This is a genomic window from Micromonospora sp. NPDC049201 (genome assembly GCF_055586805.1).
Genome location: NZ_JBVJHM010000005.1, coordinates 213230 through 239829, shown reverse-complemented (window position 1 = coordinate 239829; position 26600 = coordinate 213230). Strand labels below are relative to the sequence as shown.

The window sequence follows — 26600 nt, the reverse complement described above, 5'->3', positions numbered from 1 at the left end:
CCGGCGATGCGCCAGATCGTCCCCGACCGGCCCGTCGGCCGGCTGACCGACGCCTGGCGGGCCTGCGTGGGCACCGGGCGGTTCGACCTGGCGCTGCGCCGGGACCACCAGGACTCGCTGGCGCTCGTGCAGCGCGACATCGGGTTCCGGCACATCCGCGGCCACGGCCTGTTCAGCGACGGCGTCGGCGTGCACCAGCCGTACGAGTACCGGGGCGAGCGCCGGGTGCGGCACGCGTTCACGTACGTCGACCAGGTCGTCGACGCCTACCTGGAGCGGGGCGTCCGGCCCTTCGTGGAGCTGGGTTTCATGCCGTCGGCGCTCGCCTCCGGGGACCAGACCGTGTTCTGGTGGCGGGGCAACGTCACGCCACCCCGCTCGTACCCCGAGTGGGGCGACCTGGTCCGCGCCACGGTGGCCCACCTGGTCGACAGGTACGGCCTGGCCGAGGTGCGCGGCTGGCCCATCGAGGTGTGGAACGAACCCAACCTGCCCGACTTCTGGCGCGACGCCGACCAGGCCGCCTACCACCGCCTGTACGAGGTGTCGGCGCACGCGGTCAAGGACGTCGACGCCTCGCTCCAGGTCGGCGGCCCGGCCATCTCCCCCGGCGCGGACGAGTGGCTGGCGCCGTTCGCCGAGTTCGTCGCCGCCCGCGACGTGCCCGTCGACTTCGTCAGCCGCCACGCGTACACCTCCGGCCCGGCCCGGCACGTGCCGTTCGGCACCCACCAGACCCTGGCCCCGGCGGCGGAGCTGCTGGAGCAGTTCGCCGCGCCGCGCCGCCACCTGGCCGGGACCGCGCTGGCGGACCGGCCGGTGCACATCACCGAGTTCAACTCCTCCTACCGGCCGGACAACCCGGTCCACGACACCGCGTTCCACGCCGCCTATCTCGCGCCGGTGCTGGCCGGCGGCGGGGACCTGGTCGACTCGTTCTCCTACTGGACGTTCAGCGACGTGTTCGAGGAGGTGGGTGTGCCGACCGCGCCGTTGCACGGCGGTTTCGGCCTGCTCGCCCACCGGCAGCTCAAGAAACCCACCTACCACCTGTACGCGTTCATGGCGCGGCTCGGCGGCGAGGTGCTCGCCCGCGGGCCGGACCACCTGGTCACCCGGCACCCGGACGGTCGGGTCGCGGTGCTGGCCTGGGCGCCGGTCGACGTCACCGGCCGGGCGGCGGCGCCGGCGCGGCACACCCTGGCGCTGTCGGTCCCGCTCGGCCCGCCGGGCACCACCTCGGCGTTCCAGCTCCGCTCGTCGGTGAGCGAGGAGGCCGGCAACGTCCGGGCGGCCTGGCGGGAGATGGGCAGCCCGCGCTCGCCCCGCCCCCGGCAGCTCGACGCGCTGCGGGAGGCCGCCGAGCCGGCCCGCGGCCACCGGGCCCTGCCGGTCACCGCCGGGCGGGCCGACGTCGACCTCACGCTCGCCCGGCACGAGGTGACGCTCGTCGAACTCACGCCGGTGGTGGACGAGACGCCGCCGTGGGACGACGGGCGGCTGCTCGACCCGACCGGTGAGCCGGCCCCGACAGGGGCGGAGCCGTGGTGAGCGGGCCCGGCCGGCGGGAGTTCGGCGACGGGCCGCTGTCGCGGGCCGCCGCGGCCGTGCACATCCTGCTCGTCGTGGAGCTGCTGCTCCTGCTCACCACCGTGCCGGGGCTGGTCGCGCTGGTGCTGCTCGACCGGGACGCCAGCAACCTGCCGCTGGTCGCGGTCTGCCTGCTGCCGGTCGGGCCGGCCGTCTCCGCCGCGCTGCACGCCCTGCGTCACCAGCGCCGGGACCTGACCGACCTGCGGCCCGCCGCCGCGTTCCGGCGCGCCTACCGGGCCAACCTGCCGGGCGTGCTGCGGGTCTGGGTGCCGACGCTGGCGTGGTTGACGCTCATCGCGGTGAACCTGGCCCACCTGCCGGCCGCGGCCGTGCCGGCCTGGTGGGCGGTGCCGCTGGCGCTGGTCGGGGCGGGCGTCACGCTGGTCGGGACCAACGCCCTGGTGATCGTCTCGCTGTTCGCGTTCCGCACCCGCGACGTGGTCCGGCTGGCCGGGTACTTCCTGATCCGCACGCCCGGCGTCACGGTCGGCAACATCGTCCTGCTGGGCGCCGCCGCCGGCGTCACCGCCGTCTTCTCCGAGGCGGTGCTCGCGCTCCTGGGCGCGGTCGGCGTGCTGGCGCTGCTCCGGATCGGCGACCCGATGATCGACGTGATCCGGAGGGAGTTCACCACGTGAGTACCGCTGCCACGGACGACCCGGCGAGCGGCGCGGAGCCGCGGCCGGTGGACACCACCACCTGGCACGCCGCCTGGCTGCCGCCGGAGGCGTTCCGGGCGCTCGGCACCCGGGGCGTCCTGGTGCACGGTTCCGGCCCGCTGGTGGACACCGTGCTGGACGAGGTGACGCGGGCCTGCGCCCGATACGGCGGCCGGGTGTGGCGCTCCCCGTCCTGGGACGTCGACGCCGACCTGGTGCTCGCGCTGCGCGACGCCGGTCCGCTGGCGAACGCGACCGCGGAGGCGGTCCGCCTCGCCGCCACGCCGGCGGTGAACGGCCGGGGCGACGGCACGCTCGGCGACGAGGGGTTCCTGACCGCCCGGTCGGCGGGCGTGACGGTGGTGCTGGCCGACGCGCCGGCCGGCCTGCTGTACGGGCTGTTCCACGTGGTCCGGCTGGGCGCGGCGGCGTTCGACGTCGACCGTCCGGCGCGGCGGCATGGCCCGGCGCTGTCCCGCCGGATGCTCGACCACTGGGACAACGTGGCCGTGCACCCGGTGTCGGGTCAGGTCGAGCGCGGCTACGCCGGCGGCTCGATCTTCTGGCGCGACGGCGCGGCGCGGCGGGACACGGCCCGGATCCGGGACTACGGGCGGCTGCTCGCCGCCGCCGGGATCAACGCGATCGCGGTGAACAACGTCAACGTGCACGACACCGAGGCGCGGCTGCTGACCGACCGGCTGGGCGACGTGGCGGAGATCGCGGACGTGCTGCGCCCGTACGGCGTGCGGGTGCACCTGGCGGTGACGTTCGCCGCCCCGGTGGTGCTCGGCGGCCTGCCCACCGCCGACCCCCACGACGAGCGGGTGCGGGCCTGGTGGGCCGCCGCCGCGGAGCGGGTGTACGCGCGCGTCCCGGACTTCGGCGGCTTCCTGGTGAAGGCCGACTCGGAGGGCCGGCCCGGCCCGTTCACCTACGGACGCGACCATGCTGACGGGGCGAACCTGCTGGCCGCCGCGCTCGCGCCGCACGGCGGCGTGGTGCACTGGCGGGCGTTCGTCTACGACCACCACCAGGACTGGCGGGACCGGTCGACGGACCGGGCCCGGGCCGCGTACGACCACTTCACCCCGTTGGACGGGCACTTCGCCGACAACGTGATCGTCCAGGTGAAGTTCGGCCCGGTGGACTTCCAGGTCCGCGAGCCGGTGTCGCCGCTGCTGCTGGCCATGCCGGCCACCCGGATGGCGGTCGAGGTGCAGGTGACGCAGGAGTACACCGGCCAGCAGCGGCACGTCTGCTGGCTCGGCCCCTGCTGGAGCGAGGTGCTGCGGTTCGCGCCCCGGGGCGACGCCGGCACGGTCGCCGACGTGGTGGCCGGCGCGCGCGGTGGCGGCCTGGCCGCGGTGGCCAGCACCGGGGACGACCCGTTCTGGACCGGGCACCCGCTGGCCCAGGCCAACCTGTACGCCGTGGGGCGGCTCGCCTGGGACCCCCGCCTGGCGCCCGACGTGGTGCTCGACGAGTGGATCGGGTTGACGTGGCCGCCGGCCACGACGCCCGACCCGGACCTGCTGCGGCGGACGCTGCACGAGATCATGGACGACTCCTGGCGCGGCTACGAGCGGTACACCGCGCCGCTGGGTGTCGGTTTCATGGTGCGGCCCGGGCACCACTACGGGCCCGACGTGGACGGCTACGAGTACACCGCCTGGGGCACCTACCACTTCGCCGACCGCGACGGCGTCGGGGTGGACCGCACCCGGGCGACCGGGACCGGGTTCACCGGCCAGTACCCGGAACCCTGGTCGGAGGTGTACGAGTCACGCGAGCGGTGCCCGGACGAGCTGCTGCTCTTCTTCCACCACGTCCCCTACGACCACGTGCTGCACAGCGGCCGTACGGTGATCCAGCACATCTACGACACGCACTTCGCCGGCGTCGAGCAGGTCGAGGCGATGCGCGAGCGGTGGCGTCGGCTCGCCGGCCTGGTCGAACCGGCGCTGCACGAACGGGTGGCCGAGCGCCTCGACGAGCAGGTCCGCAGCGCCATCCAGTGGCGGGACCAGATCAACACCTACTTCTTCCGCAAGTCCGGGGTGCCGGACGCGTACGGTCGCCGCATCTGGTGACCCGGCGCGGTCACCACGGGTGCACCGTGCCGTCGGTCAGCCGGTTCACCGGCAGGTAGGCCGGCGCGTACGGGAACCGGGCCGCCGCCGCCTCGTCGATGTCCACCCCGAGGCCGGGCGTCTCGGCGGGGTGCAGGTAGCCGTCGGCGAAGTGGTAGCCGTGCGGGAAGACCGAGTCGGTCTCGTCGGTGTGCCGCATGTACTCCTGGAGGCCGAAGTTCGGGATGGCCAGGTCGAGGTGGAGCGCGGCGGCCATGCAGACCGGCGACAGGTCGGTGGCCCCGTGCGAGCCGCTGCGGACGTGGTGCAGCGCCGCGAGGTCGAAGATGCGCCGCAGGTGGGTGAGCCCACCGGCGTGCACCACCGTGGCGCGGACGTAGTCGATGAGCTGTTCCCGGATGAGCTGGGCGGCGTCCCAGATGCTGGTGAACACCTCACCGACGGCGATCGGGGTGGTGGTGTGCTGGCGGATGAGCCGGAAGCCCTCCGGCAGGTCGGCCGGGACCGGATCCTCCATCCAGGTCAGCGCGTACGGCTCCAGGCTGCGGCCGAGCCGGGCCGCCTCGATCGGGGTGAGCCGGTGGTGCACGTCGTGCAGCAGCCGCAGGGTGGGGCCGAACTCGTCCCGGACCCGGGCGAACACGCCCGGCACATGGGCGAGGTACGCCTCGGTGGACCAGGTGGTCTCGCTGGGCAGCGCGGCGTCGGCCGGCTCGTAGAACATCTTGTCGGCGCTGACGCCGTAGGTGCGGGGCAGGCCGGGCACACCGCACTGCACGCGTACCGCGCGGTAGCCGAGGTCGACGTAGCGGGCCACCTCGGCCAGCACCTCGTCGACGCTCTCGCCGTTGGCGTGGCCGTAGACGGTGACGCCGTCGCGGGACCGGCCGCCGAGCAACTGGTAGACCGGCAGCCCGGCGACCTTGCCCTTGATGTCCCAGAGCGCGGTGTCCACCGCCGCGATCGCGCTCATCGTGACCGGCCCACGTCGCCAGTAGGAGCCCTGGTAGAGGTACTGCCAGGTGTCCTCGATGCGGGCCGGGTCGCGGCCGATCAGCAGCGGCACCACGTGGTCGCGCAGGTAGGACGCGACGGCCAGCTCCCGACCGTTGAGGGTGGCGTCGCCCACCCCGGTGACGCCCTCGTCGGTGACCACCTTGAGGGTGACGAAGTTACGGCCGGGGCAGGTCAGGATGACCCGAGCATCGACGATCCTCACCATCAGGACATTAACAGACATCCATGGTCGCGGCGGGCCGACGGCCCGCCGGGCGGTCAGGTCGTCGGCACCCAGGCCACCGTCCGCATGGTGGTCGGGGCGGTCGCCTTCAGGCCGGTGTCGGAGACGGTCCAGAGCACCCCGTCGACCACCAGCGACCGGCGGACCGGCGTCCACTCCGCACCGTCGCCCAGCGACGGCGGATGGTCGATCGTGCCGGCCACCGTGAACCCGTCGTCGCCGACCCGCAGCGCCAGCATCCCGGTGGCCGGCGCGGCCCGGCCGGCCGTCCCGCCGGCCCGGTCGGTGACCACGCCCGGCCGGCTCACCGGCAGCACCACCAGGCGCTCCGGCGCCCAGTAGAGGAACGCGTGCGGGTCGGCCTCCGCGTCGGACCAGCCCTGCGCGACGTGGTGCCGGGCGATCCGGGTCGGCCGGGCCGGGTCGGCGACGTCGAACAGCGACACCTGGGTGCCCAGGACCTGCCCCCGGTCGGTCGCCTCCTGCCCGACCCCGAGCAGTCGGCCGTCCCCGGCCGGATGCAGGTACGACGAGTAACCGTTGATCTTCAGCTCGCCGGTCACCCGGGGCGCGGAAGGGTTCCGCAGGTCCACCGCGTACAGCGGGTCGGTCTGCCGGAACGTCACCGCGTAGCCGGTGGGGCCGAGGAACCGCACCGCGAAGATCCGCTCGCCCCGACCCAGCCCGGTGACCTGACCGACCCGGGTGAGCGTCGGGCCGTCGGGCCGCAGCACGTAGACGCCGGAGGTGGAGCGATCCCCGCGGCCCCACCGGTCCCCGGTGGTGGTGGCCACCCGCAGGTGGCCGTCCCACTCGGACAAGGCGTACTGGTTGATCAGCCAGCCCGGCACCGAGCCGGACGCGACGTGACGCGGGGTGCGCCCCGTCAGGTCGAACTGGTAGATCTCGGTGCCGCCGTCCGCCCCGCCCGGCGACGCCACCGACACCCGCCGGCGCTGGTCGTTGGTGAGATAGAGCCGAGGACCGCTGCTGTAGACCGTCTCGCCGTCGGCCGCGACGGTCACCGGGTCGCCGGTGCCGAGCGTGGACGCGCCGAGATCGAAGCTGAGCACGGTCACCATCGCGGTGCCGGAGAAGCCGGCCGGCCGGCTCACCCGGTCGCAGTCCACCCGCCCGGTGGCGGTGCGGCCGCCCTCGCGCACCTCGTACCGGGGCAGCCAGTCGTCGATCGTGGCCCGGTCGACGACGGCGCGGTTGGCGGCGGTCCGCTGCGCGTCGCTGCCTCGGCCCGGTGCGGGGAAGGCCAGCCGGGGTGTGGAGCGCACCACCACCCGGGCGCTCGCCCCGACCTGCCGCGCGTCGACCATGCTGCCGTCGATCCGGTAGTCGCCGAGGATCCGCGGCGCCCCGGCGAGGTCGACCAGGACCAGCCGGGCCTGCGGCTCGTCCGGGGCGAGCCGCCCCTTCGCCGCGGCGGACTTGACCACCCACCGGGCCGGGAGCAGCACGAGCGCCCGGTCGCCGTGCAGCAGCAGGCTGATGTCACCCCCGGCGAACCGCTCCCCCACCGTCGGGTCGATCGCCAGCCGGCCGGTCAGCCGGCGGCTCGCCGGATCCACCACGGACAGCACGCCCCGGGTCACCGTGACGATCCGCCGGCCGTCGGTCTTGACCAGGTCCGGTTCGTCCACACCGGCCTCGTGCACGGTGGTGCCGGAGAAACCGGCAGTGGGCGCGCTCGCCGCGTCCTTCGCGGCGGCCGGTCCGTCGACCCGCTCGGCGGCGGCAAGCGGCATGGCGTCCCCGTCCGGTCCGACGCCCCACGGACCGACGGCCGGCCGCGCCGCGGCCCGGAGCTGCCGCAACGCCTGCTCGCAGGAGTCGAACGCGACCAACCGCAGCCCGCCGGCCGACCCGCCCCGGTCCCGGGGCGGCGGCGCGGCCGACGGTGCGGCGGTGCAGCCGGCGAGGGTCAGCGCGACGACCGTCATCCAGCCGACGGTTCGGGATCTGCCACCAGTCATGGACCCTCAGACGTGGCCGCTCCGGACGCGGTTCCCGGACGCGGCGACTCAGCCCCCGGCCATCGCCCCGAGCACGATGAACGGCTCCTTGCCGACGACCACCTCCTCGGGCAGCGGCGCGTCCGGCGGCTCGTGGGACAGGTCCCGTTCGCAGGCGTAGAAGCGGACGAACGGGCGGCGCGCGCCGCTGTGCCGGTCGCGGATCGTGCCCCGCAGCATCGGGTACGCGGCCTCCAGCGCGTCGAGCACCTCGCGCTGCGTGGGCGGGCCGGCCACCTCGACGCGCACCTCGCCGGTGACGTGCGCCAGGTTCTTCAGGTGGGCCGGCAGCACGACCCGGATCACGGCAGCACCTGCACCTCGACGGAGAGCACCGGCGGCAGGTCGCGCACGATCGGCGCCCAACTGTCGCCGGCGTCCGCCGAGTGGTAGACCTGCCCGCCGGAGGTGCCGAAGTAGATCCCGCACTCGTCGAGCGTGTCGACCGCCATCGCGTCCCGCAGCACGTTGACGTAGCAGTGCGACTGCGGCAGGCCCTCGGTCAGCGGCTCCCAGTGCTCGCCGCCGGTGCGGCTGCGGTAGACCCGCAACCGGCCGTCCGGCGGGTAGTGCAGCGAGTCGCTGGTGATCGGCACCACGTAGATCGTCTCGGGCTCGTGCGCGTGCACCGCGATCGGGAAGCCGAAATCCGACGGCAGGTTGCCGCTGACCTCGCGCCAGCTCCCACCGGCGTCGTCGGTGCGCATCACGTCCCAGTGCTTCTGCATGAACAGGGTGTCGGGCCGGGACGGATGCTGGGCCAGCCGGTGCACGCAGTGGCCGGTCTCCGAATCCTGGTCGGGGATCTCCGCCGACCGCAGCCCCTTGTTGATCGGCAGCCAGCTCGCGCCGCCGTCGTCGCTGCGGAACGCCCCCGCCGCCGAGATCGCCACGTAGATCCGGTCCCGGTGGACCGGGTCCAGGATGATCGTGTGCAGGCACATCCCGCCCGCGCCGGGCTGCCAGCCGGGACCGCTCGGGTGCTGGCGCAGCGCGGTCAGCTCGGTCCACTTCTCGCCGCCGTCGGTGGAGACGTAGAGCGCGGCGTCCTCCGCGCCCGCGTACACCGTGTCGGGGTCGTGGCGGGACGGTTCGAGATGCCAGATCCGCTTGAACTCCCACGGCCTGGGCGTGCCGTCATACCAGAGGTGCTCGCCGACGTCCCCGGCGTAGGCGAAGTCGTTGCCGACCGGGGCCCAGCTCCGGCCGCCGTCGTCCGAACGCTGGATGAGCTGCCCGAACCAGCCGCCGGACTGGGACGCGTAGAGCCGGTCCGGAGCGACCGGGGAGCCGGTCAGATGGTAGATCTCCCAGCCGCCGAAGTGCGGGCCGTCGACCGTCCAGTCGCGGCGCCGCTCGTCCGACGTCAGCAGGAACGCGCCCTTGCGCGTGCCGACAAGCACTCGAACTATGCTCATATCCTCATCCTTTGTCCGCAGGTGCAGCAGCTATGACCACGGATCGCGTCGAGACTCATCGGTGTTCTACTCCCCGCCTACGACAATCGACGGCCCCACCGGCGGCGGCAAGGACGCCGCGCCGGCCGTCCGGGTTGTCGGTGGGAGTGGTTAACCTGCGCGCGTGACCGCCCCCGGAGACGTCCCACCCGACCACCTCGACCGCCTGCGACCGGTCTGCCTCGGCCTGCCGGAGACCCACGAGGAGCCGGCCTGGGTGGGCCTGCGCTGGCGGATCCGCACCCGCACGTTCGCCCACGCGTACACCGTCGGCCCCGACCACCCGGCCGCCGTCGCGCGGGCCACCGCGACCGACGAACCGCTCAGCGTGCTGACGTTCCGCGCGCCCGGCGACGAGATCGCCGGGCTGCTCGCCGCCGGTCCGCCGTTCTTCGCGCCGGGCTGGGGCGCCGACGTGGTCGGGATGGCGCTCGACGACACGACGGACTGGACCGAGGTCGCCGAGCTGCTCACCGAGAGCTACTGCCTGCGGGCGCCGAGGAAGCTGGCCGCCCGGGTCGACCGGCCGCCGGGCTGAGTCAGCCGAGCTTCTTGCACAGCGTCTCGAACGCCAGGTCCGGGCGACGCGGCACACCGAAGCGCTCGTCGCCGTAGGGGAACGGGCTCAACTCGCCGGTGCGGGCGTAGCCGCGCCGCTCGTACCAGGTGATCAGGTCGTCGCGCTGGACGATCACGGTCATCCGCAACTCACCGGCGTGCCAGCGCTCCCGGGCGTACCGCTCGGCCTCGGCCAGCAGCTCCCGACCCAGCCCGCCGCCCTGGTGACCGGGCGCGACGGCGAACATGCCGAAGTACGCGTGGTCGTCCCGGCGCTCCAGCTGACAGCAGGCGACCGGCGCGCCGTCCCGCTCCGCCAGCAGCACCACGCCGGCCGGACCGGTCACCGCCGCGACCACCATCTCCGGGTCGGTGCGCTGGCCGTCGAGCAGGTCCGCCTCGTGGGTCCACCCGGCCCGGGCCCGGTCCCCCCGGTAGGCCGACTCGATCAGGTCGACCAGGGCGGGCACGTCGGCGGGTCCTGCGGTACGGGTCGTGGTGCTGGTCATCGTGCTCTCCACGGTCGGCGCGGCGTACCCCGCCAGCGTACGCAGGCGGGTGCGCGACGCACCCGGCGGCACGGGACGGCCGGGGCCGGCGCGGCGTGGTTGACTGCCGGCGTGGAGACGACCATCGGCGCGTCGGGCCGGCCGGCGACGCTCGACCTGCCGGCCGGGCCGGTCCGGGGCGGGTTGGTGGTGCTGCACGGTTCGCACGCCGACCAGCGGTCCCACTTCCTCTACCGGCACCTCGCCCGGCTGCTGCCGCCGGCCGGCGTCGCGGTGCTGCGCTACGACCGCCGCCCCCGGATGGACGGCCGCGACGTGCCGCTCGCCGACCAGGCCGAGGACGCCGCCGCCGCGGTGACCGTGCTGCGCCGGCACGTCGGCCCCGCGCCGGTCGGGCTGTGGGGCTTCAGCCAGGGGGCCTGGGCGGCGGCGGTCACCACCGCCGCGCACCCCGTCGACTTCCTGATCCTGGTCTCGTGCAGCGGGGTCAGCCCGGCCGTGCAGATGCGCTACGGCACCGCCGAGCAGCTACGCCGGCACGGCTACGGGCCGGCCGACGTGGCCGAGCTGACCCGGTTGCGCGAGGTCGCCGAGGGGTTCCAACGCGGCGACGTGCCGCGCCCGACCGCGCAGGCGGCGCTGACGGCCGCGCTGTCGCGGCCCTGGTTCCCGCTGGCGTTCCTCCCCCGCGAGCTGTCCGAGCGGCCGGGCACCTGGGCCGACATGGATTTCGACCCGGCGCCGGTGTTCGCCCGGCTCGCCGGCCCGGTGCTGCTCTGCTACGGCGAAACCGACGGGTGGGTGCCGATCGAGGAGAGCATCGCGGTGTGGCGACGGGCGGCCCACGACGCCGACCTGACCGTGACCCGGCTGCCCGGTTGCGACCACGCGCCCACCCTCGACGGGCGCGACGAACTGGCCGCCGTCAGCCCGCGCTACGAGGCCGTGCTGCTCGACTGGCTCGACCGGCGGCTGCCGGCCGGCTCCCCTCGGGCGTGAGCTGAAACCGCGTCGCCGCCGACCCGCGACGCGGCTACGCTGCGCGCCATGACCGCCGAGCTGCCCCCGTACGAGTTCGCCTTCCCCGGCCCGCTGCGTGACCAACTGGTCGCCGCCGTGCTGAACGGCACCAAGACCAGCACCACCGGGCTGCTTCAGGACAACGAGATCGAGGGCGAGCCGCTGCCGACCGTCGGCAGCCGGTTCGCGGTGATCGACTCCGCCGGCCGGCCGGTGGCCGTGATCGAGCTGGTCGAGGTCCGCGTGGCCCGGATCGGCGACGTGGACCTCGACCACGCCCGGGACGAGGGCGAGGGCTACACGTCGGTCGCCGCCTGGCGCGCCGGCCACGAGGACTACTGGCACGGCGACGACTACCGGGGGTGGCTCGGCGAACCCACGTTCACGATCGACGACGACACGCCCGCCGTGCTGGAGCGCTTCCGCCTCGTCGAGACGCTGTGACGGCACGCTCAGCCCGCTGTGGGTGCAGTTGTCGTCGCTCTGGCGACAACACACGCACCCACAACCCGGTGGTGGGCGGGCCGATGCCGCTCAGTCGAGCCACCACGCCTGCATGTCCGCCCCGACCGGCGTGAAGCGCAGGACGGTCACCACGGCACCGGCCACCACGCCGGCCAGCAGCAGCACCCGCAGCCCGCGCGGCAGCGACCGCCGGTCCCGGGCCAGCAGCACCACGCCGTAGCCGGCCAGCAGCGGGCTGGCCAACCCGGCGAGGTAGAGCAGCGCGGTGAGGCCGTAGAGCCACATGAACGGGTTCCAGCCGTGCATGCCGAACGGCACCAGATCCTTCGGGTCGTACGCGCCGGTGCGCAGCTCGGCCGGGCCCGCGTCGGCCGACACCATCCGGCCCAGCCAGAGCGCGGCAACGGTGAGGAACGCGACAACCAGCGCCACCTGCGCCGTCGCGACGGTGCGTGCCAGCGGAGGACGGTCGGGCAGGGCATCGACGGACATGGGTGCACTTTAACCGCGCCGCCGAGGACCCGGTCACCTTCCCGCTCGGTGGCCTTCTGATGTCGGGGGCATCGACCCGGTGCAGGCTGCTTCGCGGCGGCGCCGCACGTCAGTGGGCGGGGGCCTCGGCGCGGAGGAACGCGGCAGCCCGCTGATCGAGCTTCCTCGCGTGCGCGGGAAGGCGGGGTCCGAAGCTGCTGAGGCGGGTTCGGATGTTCGTCACGGCGGTGCGGGCTCGACCGGATCGGACGCCGGCCATCGCGTCCATGGTGTGCTGCCAGTTCTCGGTCGCCTCCCGTAGCCGACCCCGGGCGCACTGCACGTCGGCGAGGTTGGCCAGGGTGAGTGCGTGGGTGCGCCGGTACGCCGTGGTGTTCCGGGTGGCGATCGACCGATTCAGTTGGGCTTCGGCCGCCGGGAGATCGCCAAGATCCCGGAGGGCCTGGCCGGCCTGGCTGGCGAGGGATGTCTCGGTGAATCCGCTGGTCCTGATCCATGCCGGCTCGTCGTCGGGCGAGGCGGCCGCGAGCGATGCCTCGGCTGCGGTGATCGCCGCTGACGTGCGGACCTTGTCGCCCGTCGCGCCGTGCCCTCGCGCGGTGAGGACCGTGAAGAGCGCCGTTGCCGCCGGCGTTGCCCGGCCCTTCGACCATTCCAGGGACGAGTTGGCCAGTTGCAGGGCTTCCTGTGCGTGGCCGAGGTCGACGGCCTGATGTGCCATCGCCCGCAGGGTGAAACTGGCGAGCGCCCGATCGTCAGCCTCATTCGCCAGGCGCAGCGACTGCACGTAGTAGCGCTGGGCGAGCCCGTGAAGTGACGAGTCGAAAGCCTTCCAGCCGGCCAGGTAGGTCAACTCGGCAGCAGCGCTGAACATGGCCCGACGGTCGCCGTCCGAGGAGAAGCCGCCGCGGAGATAGTCAGCGACGTCGGAGACGAGGTATTGCACCACGGCGAGGCGCGCATGCCCTCCCCCGAACCGCTCGTCCGCCGTGCTGAACACGGTCAGCATGTTTCGTACGGCGTCGATCTCACCGCGACCCACGGCGATGCCTCCGCCCTGCGCCCGTCGCCCACGGTCCGCGATCTCCTGCCAGGAGTCGAGGGGGACGGCCAACGCCGCCAATGAGTAGAGCGCGGTACGCCCGAACGCTCGTCGCTCCACGTCGGCCCTCCCGACCGTGAGAAGATCGATGACCGGCGCATGTCCGCGCCAGTCCAGGCCGCCCACCTCGGACTCAAGGCTACCGCTCTTGAGCAGTTCGAGACAGGTTGGTCGGACCACTCGACCGAGCCGGCGGGAGATCGCCTCGGCCAGATATCGGGCACTGCTGCCACTGGGCTTCACACCGGCAACCCAGTGCCCGACGTGGGATCGGTCGCAGGAGAACAGATGCTCACCGTCCTCGCGGGCGACGGCGCGAACCGCAGCGGCGCAGGCGTCGTACGACCACTGGCACTCCCTGATCGCCGCTCGTAGTTTCTCGTTGCGCTGCTTCGGTGACCGCGCCATTCGCTGGCCTCCCACCATGTCGGTGTTCCACACGTTCCACATGCCCGGTGGCCGGTCGGGCTACCGGCCATCAACGCGGCCCCTTCACTGTAGGTAGAACCTATGACACAGAAGGTGAGCGCAGATGGTCTCCGTGGTCGCGTCGGTCGTGTTCGGTGGGCTGGTGCCCGGGCTCCTGCTCGGGCTGCTCGCCTTCCGGGTGAAGTCTCGGTGGTGCCCGCGCTGCGGAGCGTCCACGCTGGCCAGCTACCCACCGGCGGAGCGCGACCGGTGACCGGCCGGCGGCTGCTCGACACCGACGAGATGCCGATCGGACGCCGCGTGGCCCGCTGGCGGGTCCGCCGCCGGATGACCCAACAGATGCTCGCCGACCGGCTCGGCAAGTCGAAGAGCTGGGTCGACAAGGTCGAACGCGGCGTACGCGCGCTGGACCGCTACTCGGTGATCCAGGAGATCGCCGAGGTGCTCCGCCTGGACCCGGCGGTCCTGCTCGGCCCTCACCGGCCACCGTCGGCAGCGGAAACCCGGCTGGACGGGGTCGAGGCGGTGCGCGCCGCCCTCGCCCGCTATCACCGCCGTCCCCCCACGCCGGTGCCGGCGGACCAGGTCGCACCGCACGTCGCCCATGCCTGGCTCACCTACCAGCATGCCCACTACGCCCAACTTCTGCGCGTCCTGCCCTCCCTGCTCGACGCCGCCCACGGCCACCGCGACCTGCTGGTACCCGCCTACCGGATCACCGCTTCGGTGCTGGTCAAGCTCGGCGAACCGGACCTCGCCTGGCTCGCCGCGGACCGCGCCGTCACCGCCGCCGGCAACCCCACCCACGCCGCCACCGCCACCATCGCCGTCACCCAGGCACTGCGCGCGCTGGGTCGGCACCGCCTCGCGCTCACCGCCGCCCGTGCCGCCGCCGACACCACGACCCACGATGCGGTACGCGGAACGCTGCTGCTTCAGGCCGGCCTCGCCGCCGGCTACGGCGACCGCCGGCACGCCGACGACCTGACCGACCGCGCCGCCGCACTCGCCGACCGCTGCGCCACCGACGACGACCCGCACCACACCGCGTTCAATCCCACAGCCGTGCTGCTGGCCCGCTTCCTGACCGCCCTCGAAATCGGCGATAGCACCGAAGCGGTGGCTCGGCACGAGAGCGCGATCCGTGCCGGCGGATGGTCCCGGCTGCCGGTCGAGCACCGCGCCGCGCACCTCGTCGACGCCGCGCGCGCCCACCTCGGCACCGGCGATCTCACCGCTGCCGCCCGGGCGCTGGTCGAAGCCGATCGGATCGCTCCCGCCGAGGTCCGTTGCCGGCCGGTCGCGCGTACCCTCGTCGCCGAGATAGCCCGGTGCGACCCGACGGCGGCCGACGTCGCCCGGATCGCGGCCATGATCGGTCTCACCCGCTGACCCGGACCGGGTGGAATTGAGGGGCGAATTCAGGGGTTGTTTTGCCGAACCCCCTGAGCGAATGCGCATTCCTTGCCGGGCCGACAATTCCACGGCTACTTTTCTCGACGTTGCGCTCACGCACCGCCGCGAAGGAGAGCACCCGTGGACCTCACCCTGACCTTTGACAACGCGTACGCGGCGCACGCCGCGGTCGTCATGTCGACAGTCGCCGAGTCGAACCCGGGCGAGACGCTCCGGTACTGGCTGGTGGCCGCCGACGACGTGCCGGCGAGCGCCCGGAACACGCTCACCCGCATCGCCGGGCCCAACGCCACCGTGGAGTTCCTCCGGGTGGACGCCGCGCAGGTGAACCTGTCGAAGGGCAGCGACCCGCTGATGGCGTACCTGTCACCGGCGATGTACCTGCGGCTGCTGGTCCCGGCGGCGCTGCCGGCGGACGTGCGCCGGGTGCTCTACCTGGACTGCGACACGATGTGCCTGAACAGCCTCAAGCCGTTGTTCGAGGTGGACATGGGCGGGGTGCCGCTCGGCGGGGTGCGGGACCCGTTCAACCGCCGGCTGCTGGACATGGGCGGCATCCCCGGCCTGTCGAGTTACGACCACCTCGACCCGCACGCGCTCTACTTCAACTCCGGCGTGCTGCTGATCGACGTGCCGCGCTGGAAGGAGTGCGAGGTGAGCGAGGTGTCGCTGGACTACCTGCGTCGGCACGCGCACGAGTCCCGCTACCCGGACCAGGACGCGCTCAACTTCGCGGTGCACGCCAACTGGCTGCGGTTGCCGTGGCGGTGGAACGACCTGATGGCCTGGCGACGGGAGCCGGAGTTCGGCGGCAAGCTCACCGACTCGTCGATCATCCACACCGCCGGCCCGGTCAAGCCGTGGCAGCCCGGCTTCCCGCAGGGCGCCCGGCGGGACTTCTACTGGCAGCACCGGCGGCGCAGCGGCGGCGGCCTCGGGTCGACGCTGCGGCGCTGATCCTCGCGGACACGACGAACGGCCCCGCCCATCGGGCGGGGCCGTTCGTCGTCGTCGGGCACCTAGGGGCCGGGCACCGCCCAGCGCAGGCCGGCCGGGTCCCGGAACACCACGCCCACCGGCGGGCCGCCACCTGTGGGTTCGAGCGTGGCACCGGCCGCCAGCGCCCGCTGCACGAGCTGGTGCGGATCGGCCGGCGCGAGCGGCAGCGGGCCACCCGGACCGCCCGGGTCACCCGGGCCGTCGGACCACTCGCTGACCGTCAGCCGGTGGCCGTCGACCACCAGTTCGGCGTGCAGGACGCGACCGTCCAGCAGACACTCCCGCTGCACCGGCACCGCCTCGAAGACCGCCGCGTAGAACGCGGTCACCGTGGCGACGTCGGTCACCGTCAGGTGCGCACCGTTGCGCGGATCCCCGACGCCCATCGCGTTACCGCCTCTCGTTCACTCCGCGATACGGGTTCGGCCGGTCCAGCGGAAGACCGCCGGCGTGCCGTCGACGACGCCGGCCGGATCCCGCTCGAAGTGCTCGTAGCCCCCGTAGTGCCGTACCTTGATCTTGGATTCCACCGGGGACACCCGGTGGTTGCGCAGCTCGACCGGCAACGTCGCCGGCCCGCCCTCCAGCACCGCCTCGACGATGCCGGCGGCGTCCGTGCCTATCTGGGGGGCCGCCAGCGGCCAGGCGGTCCGGTCGTCACCGTTGACGAAGGACGTCGCCGTCCGGACGGCCGGGGCGGGATCGGAAGAAGCTGTCATGGCACGACCTCCGTCGTTCGTGTTCCGCCTCGCCGTGCGCGCGCCGCGGGCGCCGCGCACGAGCGCGGGGCGGATCGCCGCCGGTTCCGCCGGGGCGGACCGTGCGGCGATCTCCCGTGCGACTCGAACGTAATCCAGATCACACCGCCGACGTACCCTTAGCCGCCCCCTAGCGGGGGCCGGCAGGCCCTACTCCCAGCGGAACAGGCGGGTGGCGAGCAGGCAGCCCAGGATGGCGGTGCCGGCCAGCACGAGCAGCTGCGACACGGACGGGCTCTGCCCGGCCCACGCGGCGGAGAGGGTGTCCACGGTGGCGCCCAGCGGCGAGTATTCCCCGATGCGGGCCAGCACGGTGGGCATCTGGTCGCGGGGCAGCCAGGCCCCGGCCAGGAACAGCAGGGGGAAGAACAGCGTCGGCCCGATGGACTGCGCCGACCGCGCCGACGGGGCGAGCGCGGCGATGAGCAGGCCGATCGCGAACAGGCAGGCCACCCCGAGCAGAAAGGCCAGCACGAAACCGGGCACGTTGGCCGGCGCGGGCTGGTCCAGCAGGAAACGTACGCCGACCGCGGTGACCACCGCGCCGGCCACGCCCATGGCCAGGTTGACCACCACCTGGGCGATGAGCAGCAACGCCGGGCTGACCGGGGTGGTGGCCAGCCGGCGCAGCACCTTGCGTTCCCGGTAGATGCCCAGCGCCATCGGCAGCGTGAACAGCGCCAGCATCCCGATCGTCAGGGAGAGCGCGATGGACGGCAGGAACGTCTGCTCGCCGTGCTGCCCGGGGGTCGCCTCCTGGGGAGCCCCGCGCTGCGGCAGGCCGAACACCAACATCAGGCCGAGCGGCAGCGCGAAGACGAAGAACAGCGAGACCGGCTCCCGCAGGAACAGCTTGGCCTCGACGGCGACGAGCTTGGACAGGGCGTTCACGATGACCTTCCGTCGAGCGCCGGCGGGGTGGCCGGGTGGCCGGTGAGGGAGACGAACGCGTCGTCCAGGGTGGGCTGCTCGACCCGGAGGCCGGCGTAGCGGATCTTGCGCTCGGTCAGCGCCGACAGCACCGCCTGGAGCACCTGCTCGGGGCCGGTGACGGTGACCTCGTCGCCGTCCCGGCGCACGGAGCTGACCTCGGGCAGCGCGGACAGCAGCGCGTCGTCGAGGTGGTCGAGCGCGCGGAAGTGCACCCGGTGCTCGGCGTCCACCCGGGACATCAGCCCGGCCGGCGTGTCGATGGCGACCACCCGACCGGCGTCGATGAGCGCGAGCCGGTCGCAGAGCCGCTCGGCCTCGGCCATGAAGTGGGTGACCAGCACAACCGTCACGCCCCGGTCGCGGATCCGCTCGACCAGGTCCCAGGTGTCGCGCCGGCCCTTCGGGTCCAGCCCGGTGGTCAGCTCGTCGAGGATGGCGATCTCGGGGCGGCCGACCAGCGCCAGCGCCACCGACAGGCGCTGCTTCTGGCCGCCGGAGAGCTTGTGGAACGCGGTGTTGCGCTGCTCGGCCAGCCCGAGGTCGGCCAGCAGCTCGTCGATGTCGGCCCGGTTGCGGTAGAAGGACCGGTAGAGGTCCAGCGCCTCCCGTACCCGCAGCTTGTCGGGGAGCTGGCTCTCCTGGAGCTGGGCGCCGACCCGCTGGCGCACCTCGGTGCGGTCCCGGATCGGGTCGAGCCCGAGCACCCGCACCGTGCCGCCGTCGGCGCGACGCAGGCCCTGTACGCACTCCACGGTGGTGGTCTTGCCGGCGCCGTTGCGGCCGAGCACCCCGAAGATCTCGCCCTGCTCCACGCTGAACGAGACGTCGTCGACCGCCACCTTGTCGCCGTACCTCTTGTGCAGGTGCTCGACTTCGATGACCGGCATCTGGCGGGATCCTCCGTCGCGTACGGGTGCCGCCGGCGAGTCGCGGCGTCGGTGAGGGCGGGGGCGACCCGCGCGGCGGGCCGACGCCGCCCATCATCCGGGCAACCGAGACGCGGTTCAACCCATCGGCCGATGAATCGGGGGTGTACGGCCCGTCGCCAGGGGTGTCGGACGGTCACCCGGCGTGTCGGCGGACCCGGTGACGACAGGGGGTGGCCGGCCCCGGGGCGGCCCGGTTACGGTCGGTGCGCCGCCGCCGGCGGCGAATCGCGAGAGGGGCGCCCGTGCCGCTGCTGAGCTGGCTCGACCGGTCCACCGACGAGCGACCGGACGCGGTCCGGGTCGACGACCGGGCACTGTCCTGGGTGGAGTTGCGCCGGGCGGCCGCCGCGGTCGCCGACGACCTGCACGGGGTCCGCCGGGTCGCGGTGCCCGCCACGTCGAGCCTGGAGACCGTGGTCGGCGTGGTCGGCGGGCTGCTGGCCGGCGCGGCGGTGGTGCCGGTGCCGCCGGACGCCGGGCCGGTGGAGCGCGACCACGTGCTGCGCGACTCCGCCGCCGAGGTGCTGCTGACGACGCCCGGGACGCCGGCCGTCGACGGTCCCGCCGGGCCGCCGGCCCTGCCGGTGGACCTGACCCGCCGCTCGGACACCCGGCATCGCGAGCCGGACGCGGCGACCACCGCGCTGATCCTCTACACCAGCGGCACCACGGGCGCGCCGAAGGGCGCGGTGCTGTCCCGCCGCGCGGTCGCCGCCTGCCTGGACGGGCTCGCCGACGCCTGGGCCTGGACGCCGGACGACGTGCTGGCGCACGGCCTGCCGCTGTTCCACGTGCACGGGCTGGTGCTCGGCGTGCTCGGCCCGCTGCGGATCGGCAGCCGGCTGCACCACGTCGGCCGGCCCCGCCCCGACCGGTACGCGGCTGCCGCCGGCTCGCTCTACTTCGGCGTACCCACGATCTGGTCGCGGATCGCGGCGGAGCCGGCGGCGGCGCGGGCGCTGCGCGGCGCCCGGCTGCTGGTGTCCGGCAGCGCCGCGCTCCCCGAGCCGGTCTTCACCGCGCTCACCGAGCTGACCGGCCACCGCCCGGTCGAGCGGTACGGGATGACCGAGACCCTGATCACGGTGAGCGCCCGGGCGGACGGGCCCCGACGGCCGGGCACGGTGGGGGTGCCGCTGCCCGGGGTGCGCACCCGGGTGGTCGACGAGCGGGGCACGCCGCTGCCCGCCGACGGGGAGACCATGGGCGAACTCCAGGTTCGCGGCGACACGCTCTTCGACGGTTACCTGAACCGGCCGGACGCCGACGCGGCGGCCCGGACCGCGGACGGTTGGTTCCGCACCGGTGACGTGGCGACGGTCGGCCCGGACGGCGCCCACCGGATCGTCGGCCGGGCCGCCACCGACCTGATCAAGAGCGGGGGGTACCGGATCGGCGCGGGTGAGGTGGAGGACGCGTTGCTGGCGCACCCCGGGGTCCGGGAGGCGGCGGTGGTCGGCACCCCGCACCCGGATCTGGGCCAGCAGGTCACCGCGTACGTGGTCGGGGACGGGCTGGGCGAGGCCGAGCTGATCGACTTCGTGGCCCGGCAGCTCTCCGTGCACAAGCGGCCCCGGCAGGTGCGGCTGGTCGACGCGCTGCCCCGCAACGCCATGGGCAAGGTGCAGAAGAGCCGGCTGACCTAGCGTCGCGGGGCCGCCGGGACGGTGACGGCGGTGAGCACCAGACCCCGCTCCACCAGGAACCGGCCGTCGAACGCGGTCAGCTCCACGCCGCCGAGTCGCGGGCCGGGCACCAGCAGTCGGGCGGTGAACGTGCCGGCCGGGTCGACCGTGATGTCCGCCTCGGCGAAGTCCAGCCAGCGGCCGGTCAGCGGGAACCAGGCCTTGTAGACCGACTCCTTCGCGCTGAACAGCAGCCGGTCCCAGTAGGTCCCGGGGTGGGCCGCGGTGAGCGCGGCGGTCCGGGTGCGTTCGGCGGGCAGCGCGATCGCGTCCAGCACCCCGTCGGGCAGCGGCGCGTGCGGTTCGGCGTCCACGCCGACGCTGCCGACCGTCGCGGCGCGGGCGAGGGCGGCGCCGCGGTAGCCGTCGCAGTGGGTCATGCTGCCGACGACGCCGGCCGGCCAGCCGGGCGCGCCCCGCACGCCGGGCAGGATCGCCGCCGGTGGCAGGCCCAGCCGGGCCAGCGCCCGGCGGGCGCAGTGCCGGACGGTGGTGAACTCCTGACGGCGTTTCGCCACCGAGTTCGCGACGACGTGTTCCTCGGCCGGGTGCAGGCGCAGCCCGACCGGGTCGGTGAAGCACTCCTCCACCACCACGGCCGGCGGCAGGATCCGCTCGATCACGCCCCGGATGGTAGGGCGTGTCCGCCGTTCCGTCCGACCCGCGGGCGGTGGTCAGGGGTCGCGTACGGGGTGCTGTCCGCTCCGCCGGATCAGCAGCGACTTGCGGACCCGGCCCTGCGCGCCGCGGGGCAACTCGTCGACGAAGTGCACCCGGCGGGGCCGGGCCGCGGCCGAGAGCAGCCGGCCGACGTGGTCGATGAGCGCCTGGGCGGTGAGCCCGGCCGCCGCGACGACGTACGCGACGACCTGCTCGCCGAGCGTGCGGTGCGGCGCGCCGACCACCGCCACGTCGTGCACGCCGGGGTGGGTGAGCAGCACCTCCTCGACCTGCCGGGTCGGCACCGGCTGGCCGCCGCAGCGCACCACGCCGATGCCCTCCGGGCCGAGGATGCGGTGCCGGCCGGCCGGGTCCACGGTGGCCAGGTCGCCGGTGGGGTGCCAGCCGTCGACCGGTGGCGCCGACCCGGGCCGGTCGGCGTACCCGCTGAACATCGTCGGGCTCCGGACGCTCAGTTCACCGACCGCGTCACCGTCGGCGGCCACCGGCCGGCCGGCATGGTCCAGGACCCGGGTCTGCACGCCGGGCAGCGTGGTGACCGGGGCGCCGGCCGGACCGGTGAGCACGATCAGCGTCTCCGTGGTGCCGTACCCCTCCACCGGATGGTGGGAGGTCAACAGCCGCAGCCGCTCGCCCACGGCGGGCGCCAGCGGGGCGTCGCCGGAGACCAGCATGCGCGCCCGGGACAGCGTCCGGGCCCGGGGCGCGTCCCGGGCGATGCGCGCCCACTGCCCGGGCAACGCCAGGTAGATGGTGCCGGCCGGGCCGGCGGTGGCGTGCCGGTCGAGGTGGACGAAGCGGCTGCCCACCCGGAGCGCGCCGAGCAGCCCGACCACCAGCCCGTACGCCCGGAACAGCGGCGCGCCCTGGACGAGCACGTCCTCGGCGCTCCACCGCCAAGCGGCGGCGAGCAGGTCCAGGTCGGCCGCGATGGCGCGGTGCGAGATGCGGACGCCGCGGGAGAGCCCGCCGACGCCGCCGGTGTAGAGGATCACCGCGTCGCTGGCCGGCAGCGGGTCCGGGTGCGTGGCCCAGGACCGCTCCCGCAGGTCCACCGGGACGATCGGCAGGGTGGGGTCGGCGGTGGTGGTGGGGCCGAGCAACACGTCGGCGCGGGACTCGCGCAGGATGCGGTGCCGCTCGTCCGCCTCGGCGCCGGGCGGCAACGGCACCACCGGCACGCCGGCCTGGACGGCCCCGACGATCCCGACCATGGTCTCCAGGCTCGGGCCGGCCTCGACCGCGACCGCCCGGGCGCCCAGGATCCGGCCGGTGACCGCGTTCGCGCAGCCCAGCAGCGCCTCGGCGGAGAGCGTCCGGCCGGCGACCCGGAGCGCGTCGCAACGGTCCGCCCCGGACCCCCGCAGCCCGGGCAGGAGCGTCATCGAACCGGGGCCCGGTATCTCGGCGGTGGTTGGCAGATCACGCGCGAACCCTTCACGTCCCGGGCGCGCGGCCCGTGGCCGATCCCCCCGTCGTGCGGCGGATTGTCATCCGCCGACCATGGCGGACAGTCCGAAATTAGGCGGCCGACGGGCGGCGGACAACCCCTACCCCACATGCGCGACGACGCGTCCGGTCGCGGTGTCTCCGTCCCGGAGCGGCAGGTGGGGGGTGGACGGAGCCCTCCGGATGAAAGTCGTTCGCGTTGATCGGTCGATGGTGCGAGGCATCCGCGGGTACGAACGAAATCGGGCCGTCGAATCGCGCCCGGCGCTCCATCGCGCCATCCAACCAGGACCGGGAAATAACGATTCCTATTTCGTTCCGGGGCAGTTACCGACAGGGCTGCGCTCTTTCCTACCGCCGTTCCGTGGACCGATGCGCCGCGAATTTCTTGTTTAACAACAAGTTGCGGCAAAGGGCTTCCAGACGGACTGAAACGGGCAAGTTGGGCGAGGGTCGAAAGTGCGGCGACGGCTGCCGGAATCGGCCGGCAACCGCCGGGGCGAGAAACGGTCGAAGCGCCGACGACCCGGGCCGGACGCACCGGCCGGAGCGACAGGTGACGACGCCGGCCCGCGGCATGCGGGCGGACCGACCGGCATCGCGCCGCCGTTCGACGCACCCCGCCGACGCGCTCGCCGTCCGGCAACAGGTGAACAGCGAGAACGCTCCCACGCCGTGGGGCGGGGAGCCGGCGCGCGACCCGGGCCGCCGTGCCGACTGCCGGAGCCGGCCGACCGGCCGCCGCGGCCACCCCCCGAGGCCGGACGTCCGTTCTCCACGCGCATTAGCGGCAAGGGTGGAAAACGTTACCAACCGCCCTGTCGGACCGTCTGCGTCACGTTCCGGAAGAACCGGATGACTTTCCGCTGTCGGACCGCCCGGGTCGCCCTCGTCGCCCCCCGACGCGGCGACGCCATGTTTGCTCATCCTTTACATCCTTCGACTTGCCGCCCAATTGCCGGGCTGACATACTCCACTCCATGAATCGGGATCGATAGAGGCGGACCGCGTCGATCCGCCCAAATTGCGGGACCGCAGGTGACGGCGGATTTTCGACGCGTGAGACCAGGCACGACGTTCGATGAGACGCCCACGTCGTACCATCGTTGTCGGTATTCGCCAATTGGAATGGGTCAAGGATTTGTGGGTCTCTGACTGCAACGGGTGTCACCGGAGACCACGGCGCACGGCCCGCCCGGGGGCCGCGGCCGGGCGGAGGCCCGCCCGATGACGATGGCCGAACGGGACCGGCATCTCGACGTCCTGACCGGTCGGCTCGCCGGCCTGCTCCACCCCGGCGGACCCGCCCCCGCCCCCGGCCCGATCACGCTGATCACCGGGCCGGTCGGCGCCGGCAAGACCACGCTCCTCCAGTCCTTCGCCCGGCGGTGCGCCGAGGCCGGGGTCACGTACCTCGGCGCCAGCGCGTCGCGCAGCGAACGCACCGTGCCGCTGGAGGTGGTGCGGCAACTCGTGCGGCGGGCCACCGTGGACGACGCCGACCGCGACCGCGTCGGCCGGCTGCTGGACCAGGCCGTGCTGCGCTGGGGCGAGACGGCCGACGAGGAGGCGCTCGCCCCGCTCACCGCCGCGATCGGCGGCGAACTGCTGGAACTCGTCGCGCGGGCACCCGCCGTGGTCGCGGTCGACGACGTCCAGCACGCCGACGCGCCGTCGCTGCGCTGCCTCGACCACCTGACCCGCCGGGTCACCGGCCTGCCGGTGCTGATCGTGCTGACCGAGGCGCCGCGCACCCGGCCCTGGCAGCCCACCGCCTACGCCGAACTGCTCCAGCCGGCCCGGCTGCACCGGCTCCGGCTGCCGCTACTCACCGCGGACGGGACACACCGGATCCTGGCCGACCGGCTGGGCGCGCCGGTGGCCCGGCGGATCGCCGACGAGGCGTACCGGATCAGCGGTGGAAACCCGTTGCTGGTGCACGCGCTGGCCGACGACCACCCGGCCGGCGCCGAGACGCCGACACCCGGCGAGGCGTTCCGGGAGGCGGTGCTGAGCTGTCTCTACCGCTGCGAACACCTGGTGCTCAAGACCGCCCGCGCGTTGGCGGTGACCGAGGAGCCGCTGCACGGCCCGCTCCTGCCCCACCTGGTCGACCTCCCCTCCGAGCTGAACCTGCACGCCGTCGACGCGGCCACCAGCGCCGGTCTCGTCGACGCCGACGGTCTCCGCCACCCGGCGGTGCGCCGGGCGGTGCTCGACGGCATGACCGTGGAGGAACGCGCCCGGTTGCACCGCGCCGCCGCCCAACTGCTGCACGACGACGGCGCCCCGCCACCGCGGATCGCTCCGCACCTGCTCACCGCCGACGAGCTGGCCGAGCCGTGGATGGCGCAGACCCTGCTCGACGCCGGCGAACAGGCGCTTGCCGACGGCGACGTGGACACCGGCCGGCGCTACCTGCGCCGCGCCAACCGGGACTGCGCCGACGAGTGCCTGCGGGCCCGGATCCGCTCCGCCCTGGCCCGCGCCGAGTGGCGGCTGGACCCGCAGGGCGCGGTCCCCCACCTGCTCGGCATCGCCACCGCCGTACGCGCCGGCCACCTGGACACCCGACAGGCCGCCGGTCCGATCCAGTACCTGCTCTGGCACGGCCAGATCGGCCGGGCCATGGAACTCATCCACCACCTCGGTGAACGTGCCGACGGTGCGGACGCGCGTTCGGCCGGCGACCTGATGATCATCAAGGGCTGGATGGCCACGCTCTATCCCGGGGTCCCGCTGGACGGCATCGCCGCACCGGCCGGCACCACCCGGGACCCGCTCGCCCTCGCCCGGGTCCGGCACCGCCTGCGCGGTGTTCTCCTGCTCGACACCGTGCTGGGTCGGGGCGACCTCGGCGCGCTGGAGAACGCCGAGCGCACGCTCGGGACGCTCGGGCTGGACGATGAGCCGAACATGTGGAGCGCTGTCTGCGCGGTGATCGCCATGATCTACGCCGACCGGCTCGACCTGGCCGGCGAGTGGTGCGACCGGCTGGACCGGATCGCCTCCGCCCGCCGGCACCGGACGCCGCGTGCCCTGCTCACCGCCGTCGCCGCCACCGTGGCGGGCCGACGCGGTGACCTGCGCCGGGCGCGTGAACTCGCCGAGTCGGCGCTCAACCGGCTGTCCCCGAAGGGGTGGGGTGTCGTCATCGGCGCGCCGCTGGCCATCCGGCTGTGGACGCTGACCTGCCTCGAGGAGTGGGACGAGGCGGCGGCCTGCCTGCGTACGCCGGTGCCGCCGACGCTGTTCGAGACCCCGTTCGGCCTGCACTACCTGCACGCCCGGGGCGTGCACGCCCTCGCCGCGGGCAGCCCCGAGGCGGCCCTCGCCGACTTCCAGTTGTGCGGGCAACTGATGACCTCGTGGCGGCTCGACCAGGCGCCGCTGGTCCCCTGGCGGACCGAATCGGCGCGGGCGTTGCTGCGGATGGGCCGCCGGCAGCAGGCCGAGAAGGTGGTCCGGGAAGAGCTGGACCGGCTCCGACCGACCGACCTGCGCTACCGGGGCGCCGCGTTGCGGGTGCTCGGCACCGTCCAGGAGGGCGCGGAGCGGATCCGACACCTGCGGTGCGCGGTACGACTGCTGCGCCAGTGCGGGGACCGGGTCGAGCTGGCCCGCGCCCTCGGCGACCTCGGCCAGGCCCAGCAGCAGGCCGGCGACCTGCGTGAGGCGCGCAGCACGGCCCGGGCCGCGCGGGTCCTCGCCGAGGAGTGCGGGATCCCGGTGCTGCGGCCGACCGCGGCCGGCCGGGCCACCTCGGGCAGCCGGACCACCGCGCCCGATCCGGCTTCCGACGCCGGGATCCTGCTCACCGGCCTCAGCGACGCGGAGTCCCGGGTCGCCTCGCTGGCCGCGCAAGGGCACACCAACCGGGAGATCGCCGAGCGGATGTTCCTCACCGTCAGCGCCATCGAGCAGCGGCTTACCCGGATCTACCGCAAGCTGGACGTCAACTCCCGCAGCGAACTGGCCGCCCGGCTACGGCTCGACCGCTGAACCCGAGCGGCCACCCCCGTACCACCGACCGGCCGATCGTGGCCGACCACTCGGCCTGCCGTGTCCTGCCGACGTATGATCCGAGCTGCGCGACCGGCCGTCACCCG

Annotated in this window: 24 protein-coding genes; 11 read left to right on the top strand and 13 right to left on the bottom strand. The window is 74.1% G+C overall.

Translation table 11 applies throughout. From position 1 onward, the window contains the following. Positions 1-6: 6 nt before the first annotated feature. From ACZ6O5_RS13035 to ACZ6O5_RS13025, 3 genes are read left to right on the top strand one after another with little or no spacing between them, the layout of a single operon-like run. Entirely contained in the window at positions 7-1551 is a 1545-nt protein-coding gene (locus ACZ6O5_RS13035) for a GH39 family glycosyl hydrolase (RefSeq protein WP_465976863.1), read from the top strand. Beyond that, the gene (locus ACZ6O5_RS13030) at positions 1548-2231 is read left to right on the top strand and encodes a hypothetical protein (protein WP_465976862.1); all 684 of its coding nucleotides are present in this window, start codon (positions 1548-1550) and stop codon (positions 2229-2231) included. The genes ACZ6O5_RS13035 and ACZ6O5_RS13030 overlap by 4 nt, the downstream gene beginning before the upstream one ends. Further along, positions 2228-4345, top strand: a complete 2118-nt coding sequence (locus tag ACZ6O5_RS13025) for an alpha-glucuronidase (protein WP_465976860.1) — start codon at positions 2228-2230, stop codon at positions 4343-4345. Before ACZ6O5_RS13030 ends, ACZ6O5_RS13025 begins: the two co-directional genes overlap by 4 nt. Positions 4346-4355: 10 nt before the next feature. Here ACZ6O5_RS13025 and manD read toward each other — a convergent pair whose 3' ends face one another. The 4 genes from manD to ACZ6O5_RS13005 form a co-directional block, all read right to left on the bottom strand. Then, complete coding sequence (manD, locus tag ACZ6O5_RS13020) at positions 4356-5564, bottom strand: D-mannonate dehydratase ManD (RefSeq protein ID WP_465976858.1); 1209 nt, start codon at positions 5562-5564, stop codon at positions 4356-4358. A gap of 56 nt (positions 5565-5620) precedes the next feature. Further along, positions 5621-7537: a beta-propeller domain-containing protein gene (locus ACZ6O5_RS13015; RefSeq protein ID WP_465976856.1), complete on the bottom strand. Its 1917-nt coding sequence runs from the start codon at positions 7535-7537 to the stop codon at positions 5621-5623. Between the two features lie 81 nt (positions 7538-7618). Beyond that, positions 7619-7915 (bottom strand): MoaD/ThiS family protein, encoded by a 297-nt coding sequence (locus ACZ6O5_RS13010; protein ID WP_107156744.1) that lies wholly within the window; start codon positions 7913-7915, stop codon positions 7619-7621. Continuing rightward, entirely contained in the window at positions 7912-9027 is a 1116-nt protein-coding gene (locus ACZ6O5_RS13005; protein ID WP_281941017.1) for a WD40/YVTN/BNR-like repeat-containing protein, read from the bottom strand. Before ACZ6O5_RS13005 ends, ACZ6O5_RS13010 begins: the two co-directional genes overlap by 4 nt. 163 nt (positions 9028-9190) lie before the next feature. On the opposite strand from ACZ6O5_RS13005, the gene ACZ6O5_RS13000 reads away from it, so the two are divergent. Then, on the top strand, positions 9191-9604 hold the full coding sequence (locus ACZ6O5_RS13000) for an MmcQ/YjbR family DNA-binding protein (RefSeq protein ID WP_465976854.1): 414 nt from the start codon (positions 9191-9193) through the stop codon (positions 9602-9604). 1 nt (position 9605) lies between these two features. Here the strand turns inward: ACZ6O5_RS13000 and ACZ6O5_RS12995 are convergent, their stop codons facing one another. After that, on the bottom strand, positions 9606-10133 hold the full coding sequence (locus ACZ6O5_RS12995; protein ID WP_465976852.1) for a GNAT family N-acetyltransferase: 528 nt from the start codon (positions 10131-10133) through the stop codon (positions 9606-9608). Between the two features lie 111 nt (positions 10134-10244). On the opposite strand from ACZ6O5_RS12995, the gene ACZ6O5_RS12990 reads away from it, so the two are divergent. Together ACZ6O5_RS12990 and ACZ6O5_RS12985 are read left to right on the top strand one after the other, a co-directional pair. Continuing rightward, complete coding sequence (locus ACZ6O5_RS12990) at positions 10245-11132, top strand: alpha/beta hydrolase family protein (protein ID WP_465976850.1); 888 nt, start codon at positions 10245-10247, stop codon at positions 11130-11132. Positions 11133-11180: 48 nt separating this feature from the next. Then, entirely contained in the window at positions 11181-11597 is a 417-nt protein-coding gene (locus ACZ6O5_RS12985) for an ASCH domain-containing protein (RefSeq protein WP_465976849.1), read from the top strand. A gap of 90 nt (positions 11598-11687) precedes the next feature. Here ACZ6O5_RS12985 and ACZ6O5_RS12980 read toward each other — a convergent pair whose 3' ends face one another. Together ACZ6O5_RS12980 and ACZ6O5_RS12975 are read right to left on the bottom strand one after the other, a co-directional pair. Next, positions 11688-12110 carry a hypothetical protein gene (locus ACZ6O5_RS12980; RefSeq protein WP_465976848.1) on the bottom strand — a complete coding sequence of 141 codons (423 nt, stop codon included), beginning with the start codon at positions 12108-12110 and terminating at the stop codon, positions 11688-11690. Positions 12111-12219: 109 nt separating this feature from the next. Further along, positions 12220-13653, bottom strand: a complete 1434-nt coding sequence (locus ACZ6O5_RS12975; protein WP_465976846.1) for a Tat pathway signal protein — start codon at positions 13651-13653, stop codon at positions 12220-12222. 91 nt (positions 13654-13744) lie between these two features. On the opposite strand from ACZ6O5_RS12975, the gene ACZ6O5_RS12970 reads away from it, so the two are divergent. The 3 genes from ACZ6O5_RS12970 (at position 13745) to ACZ6O5_RS12960 (ending at position 16014) form a co-directional block, all read left to right on the top strand. Next, positions 13745-13894, top strand: coding sequence for a hypothetical protein (locus ACZ6O5_RS12970; protein ID WP_465976844.1), 150 nt, complete (start codon positions 13745-13747; stop codon positions 13892-13894). Further along, positions 13891-15033: a helix-turn-helix domain-containing protein gene (locus tag ACZ6O5_RS12965; RefSeq protein WP_465976842.1), complete on the top strand. Its 1143-nt coding sequence runs from the start codon at positions 13891-13893 to the stop codon at positions 15031-15033. Before ACZ6O5_RS12970 ends, ACZ6O5_RS12965 begins: the two co-directional genes overlap by 4 nt. 144 nt (positions 15034-15177) lie before the next feature. After that, a complete protein-coding gene (locus ACZ6O5_RS12960) occupies positions 15178-16014 on the top strand; it encodes a glycosyltransferase family 8 protein (RefSeq protein ID WP_465976840.1) in 837 nt (278 codons plus the stop codon). A gap of 62 nt (positions 16015-16076) precedes the next feature. Here ACZ6O5_RS12960 and ACZ6O5_RS12955 read toward each other — a convergent pair whose 3' ends face one another. From ACZ6O5_RS12955 to ACZ6O5_RS12940, 4 genes are all read right to left on the bottom strand, one after another. Next, on the bottom strand, positions 16077-16442 hold the full coding sequence (locus ACZ6O5_RS12955; RefSeq protein ID WP_465976838.1) for a VOC family protein: 366 nt from the start codon (positions 16440-16442) through the stop codon (positions 16077-16079). 18 nt (positions 16443-16460) lie between these two features. Next, positions 16461-16775, bottom strand: a complete 315-nt coding sequence (locus tag ACZ6O5_RS12950) for a DUF5988 family protein (protein WP_465976836.1) — start codon at positions 16773-16775, stop codon at positions 16461-16463. A 189-nt stretch (positions 16776-16964) separates the two neighbouring features. Continuing rightward, positions 16965-17705: an ABC transporter permease gene (locus tag ACZ6O5_RS12945; RefSeq protein ID WP_343447401.1), complete on the bottom strand. Its 741-nt coding sequence runs from the start codon at positions 17703-17705 to the stop codon at positions 16965-16967. Beyond that, a complete protein-coding gene (locus ACZ6O5_RS12940) occupies positions 17702-18634 on the bottom strand; it encodes an ABC transporter ATP-binding protein (RefSeq protein WP_465976834.1) in 933 nt (310 codons plus the stop codon). The genes ACZ6O5_RS12945 and ACZ6O5_RS12940 overlap by 4 nt, the downstream gene beginning before the upstream one ends. Before the next feature lie 284 nt (positions 18635-18918). On the opposite strand from ACZ6O5_RS12940, the gene ACZ6O5_RS12935 reads away from it, so the two are divergent. After that, a complete protein-coding gene (locus tag ACZ6O5_RS12935) occupies positions 18919-20322 on the top strand; it encodes an acyl-CoA synthetase (RefSeq protein ID WP_465976832.1) in 1404 nt (467 codons plus the stop codon). Here the strand turns inward: ACZ6O5_RS12935 and ACZ6O5_RS12930 are convergent. Together ACZ6O5_RS12930 and ACZ6O5_RS12925 are read right to left on the bottom strand one after the other, a co-directional pair. Then, positions 20319-20984, bottom strand: coding sequence for a 4'-phosphopantetheinyl transferase family protein (locus ACZ6O5_RS12930; RefSeq protein WP_465976831.1), 666 nt, complete (start codon positions 20982-20984; stop codon positions 20319-20321). The two genes, ACZ6O5_RS12935 and ACZ6O5_RS12930, sit on opposite strands and share 4 nt — an antisense overlap. Positions 20985-21035: 51 nt before the next feature. Further along, positions 21036-22427, bottom strand: coding sequence for an AMP-binding protein (locus ACZ6O5_RS12925; RefSeq protein ID WP_465976830.1), 1392 nt, complete (start codon positions 22425-22427; stop codon positions 21036-21038). Positions 22428-23718: 1291 nt separating this feature from the next. On the opposite strand from ACZ6O5_RS12925, the gene ACZ6O5_RS12920 reads away from it, so the two are divergent. Continuing rightward, on the top strand, positions 23719-26493 hold the full coding sequence (locus ACZ6O5_RS12920; protein WP_465976829.1) for an AAA family ATPase: 2775 nt from the start codon (positions 23719-23721) through the stop codon (positions 26491-26493). The last annotated feature ends 107 nt before the right edge of the window (positions 26494-26600 follow it).

Coding starts and splice junctions, on each gene's coding strand:
- ACZ6O5_RS13035 (WP_465976863.1), top strand. CDS start 7: ATGCGCCAGATCGTCCCCGACCGGCCCGTCGGCCGGCTGACCGACGCC.
- ACZ6O5_RS13015 (WP_465976856.1), bottom strand. CDS start 7,537: ATGACGGTCGTCGCGCTGACCCTCGCCGGCTGCACCGCCGCACCGTCG.
- ACZ6O5_RS13005 (WP_281941017.1), bottom strand. CDS start 9,027: ATGAGCATAGTTCGAGTGCTTGTCGGCACGCGCAAGGGCGCGTTCCTG.
- ACZ6O5_RS12995 (WP_465976852.1), bottom strand. CDS start 10,133: ATGACCAGCACCACGACCCGTACCGCAGGACCCGCCGACGTGCCCGCC.
- ACZ6O5_RS12985 (WP_465976849.1), top strand. CDS start 11,181: ATGACCGCCGAGCTGCCCCCGTACGAGTTCGCCTTCCCCGGCCCGCTG.
- ACZ6O5_RS12980 (WP_465976848.1), bottom strand. CDS start 12,110: ATGTCCGTCGATGCCCTGCCCGACCGTCCTCCGCTGGCACGCACCGTC.
- ACZ6O5_RS12970 (WP_465976844.1), top strand. CDS start 13,745: ATGGTCTCCGTGGTCGCGTCGGTCGTGTTCGGTGGGCTGGTGCCCGGG.
- ACZ6O5_RS12955 (WP_465976838.1), bottom strand. CDS start 16,442: ATGGGCGTCGGGGATCCGCGCAACGGTGCGCACCTGACGGTGACCGAC.
- ACZ6O5_RS12950 (WP_465976836.1), bottom strand. CDS start 16,775: ATGACAGCTTCTTCCGATCCCGCCCCGGCCGTCCGGACGGCGACGTCC.
- ACZ6O5_RS12940 (WP_465976834.1), bottom strand. CDS start 18,634: ATGCCGGTCATCGAAGTCGAGCACCTGCACAAGAGGTACGGCGACAAG.
- ACZ6O5_RS12925 (WP_465976830.1), bottom strand. CDS start 22,427: ATGACGCTCCTGCCCGGGCTGCGGGGGTCCGGGGCGGACCGTTGCGAC.
- ACZ6O5_RS12920 (WP_465976829.1), top strand. CDS start 23,719: ATGACGATGGCCGAACGGGACCGGCATCTCGACGTCCTGACCGGTCGG.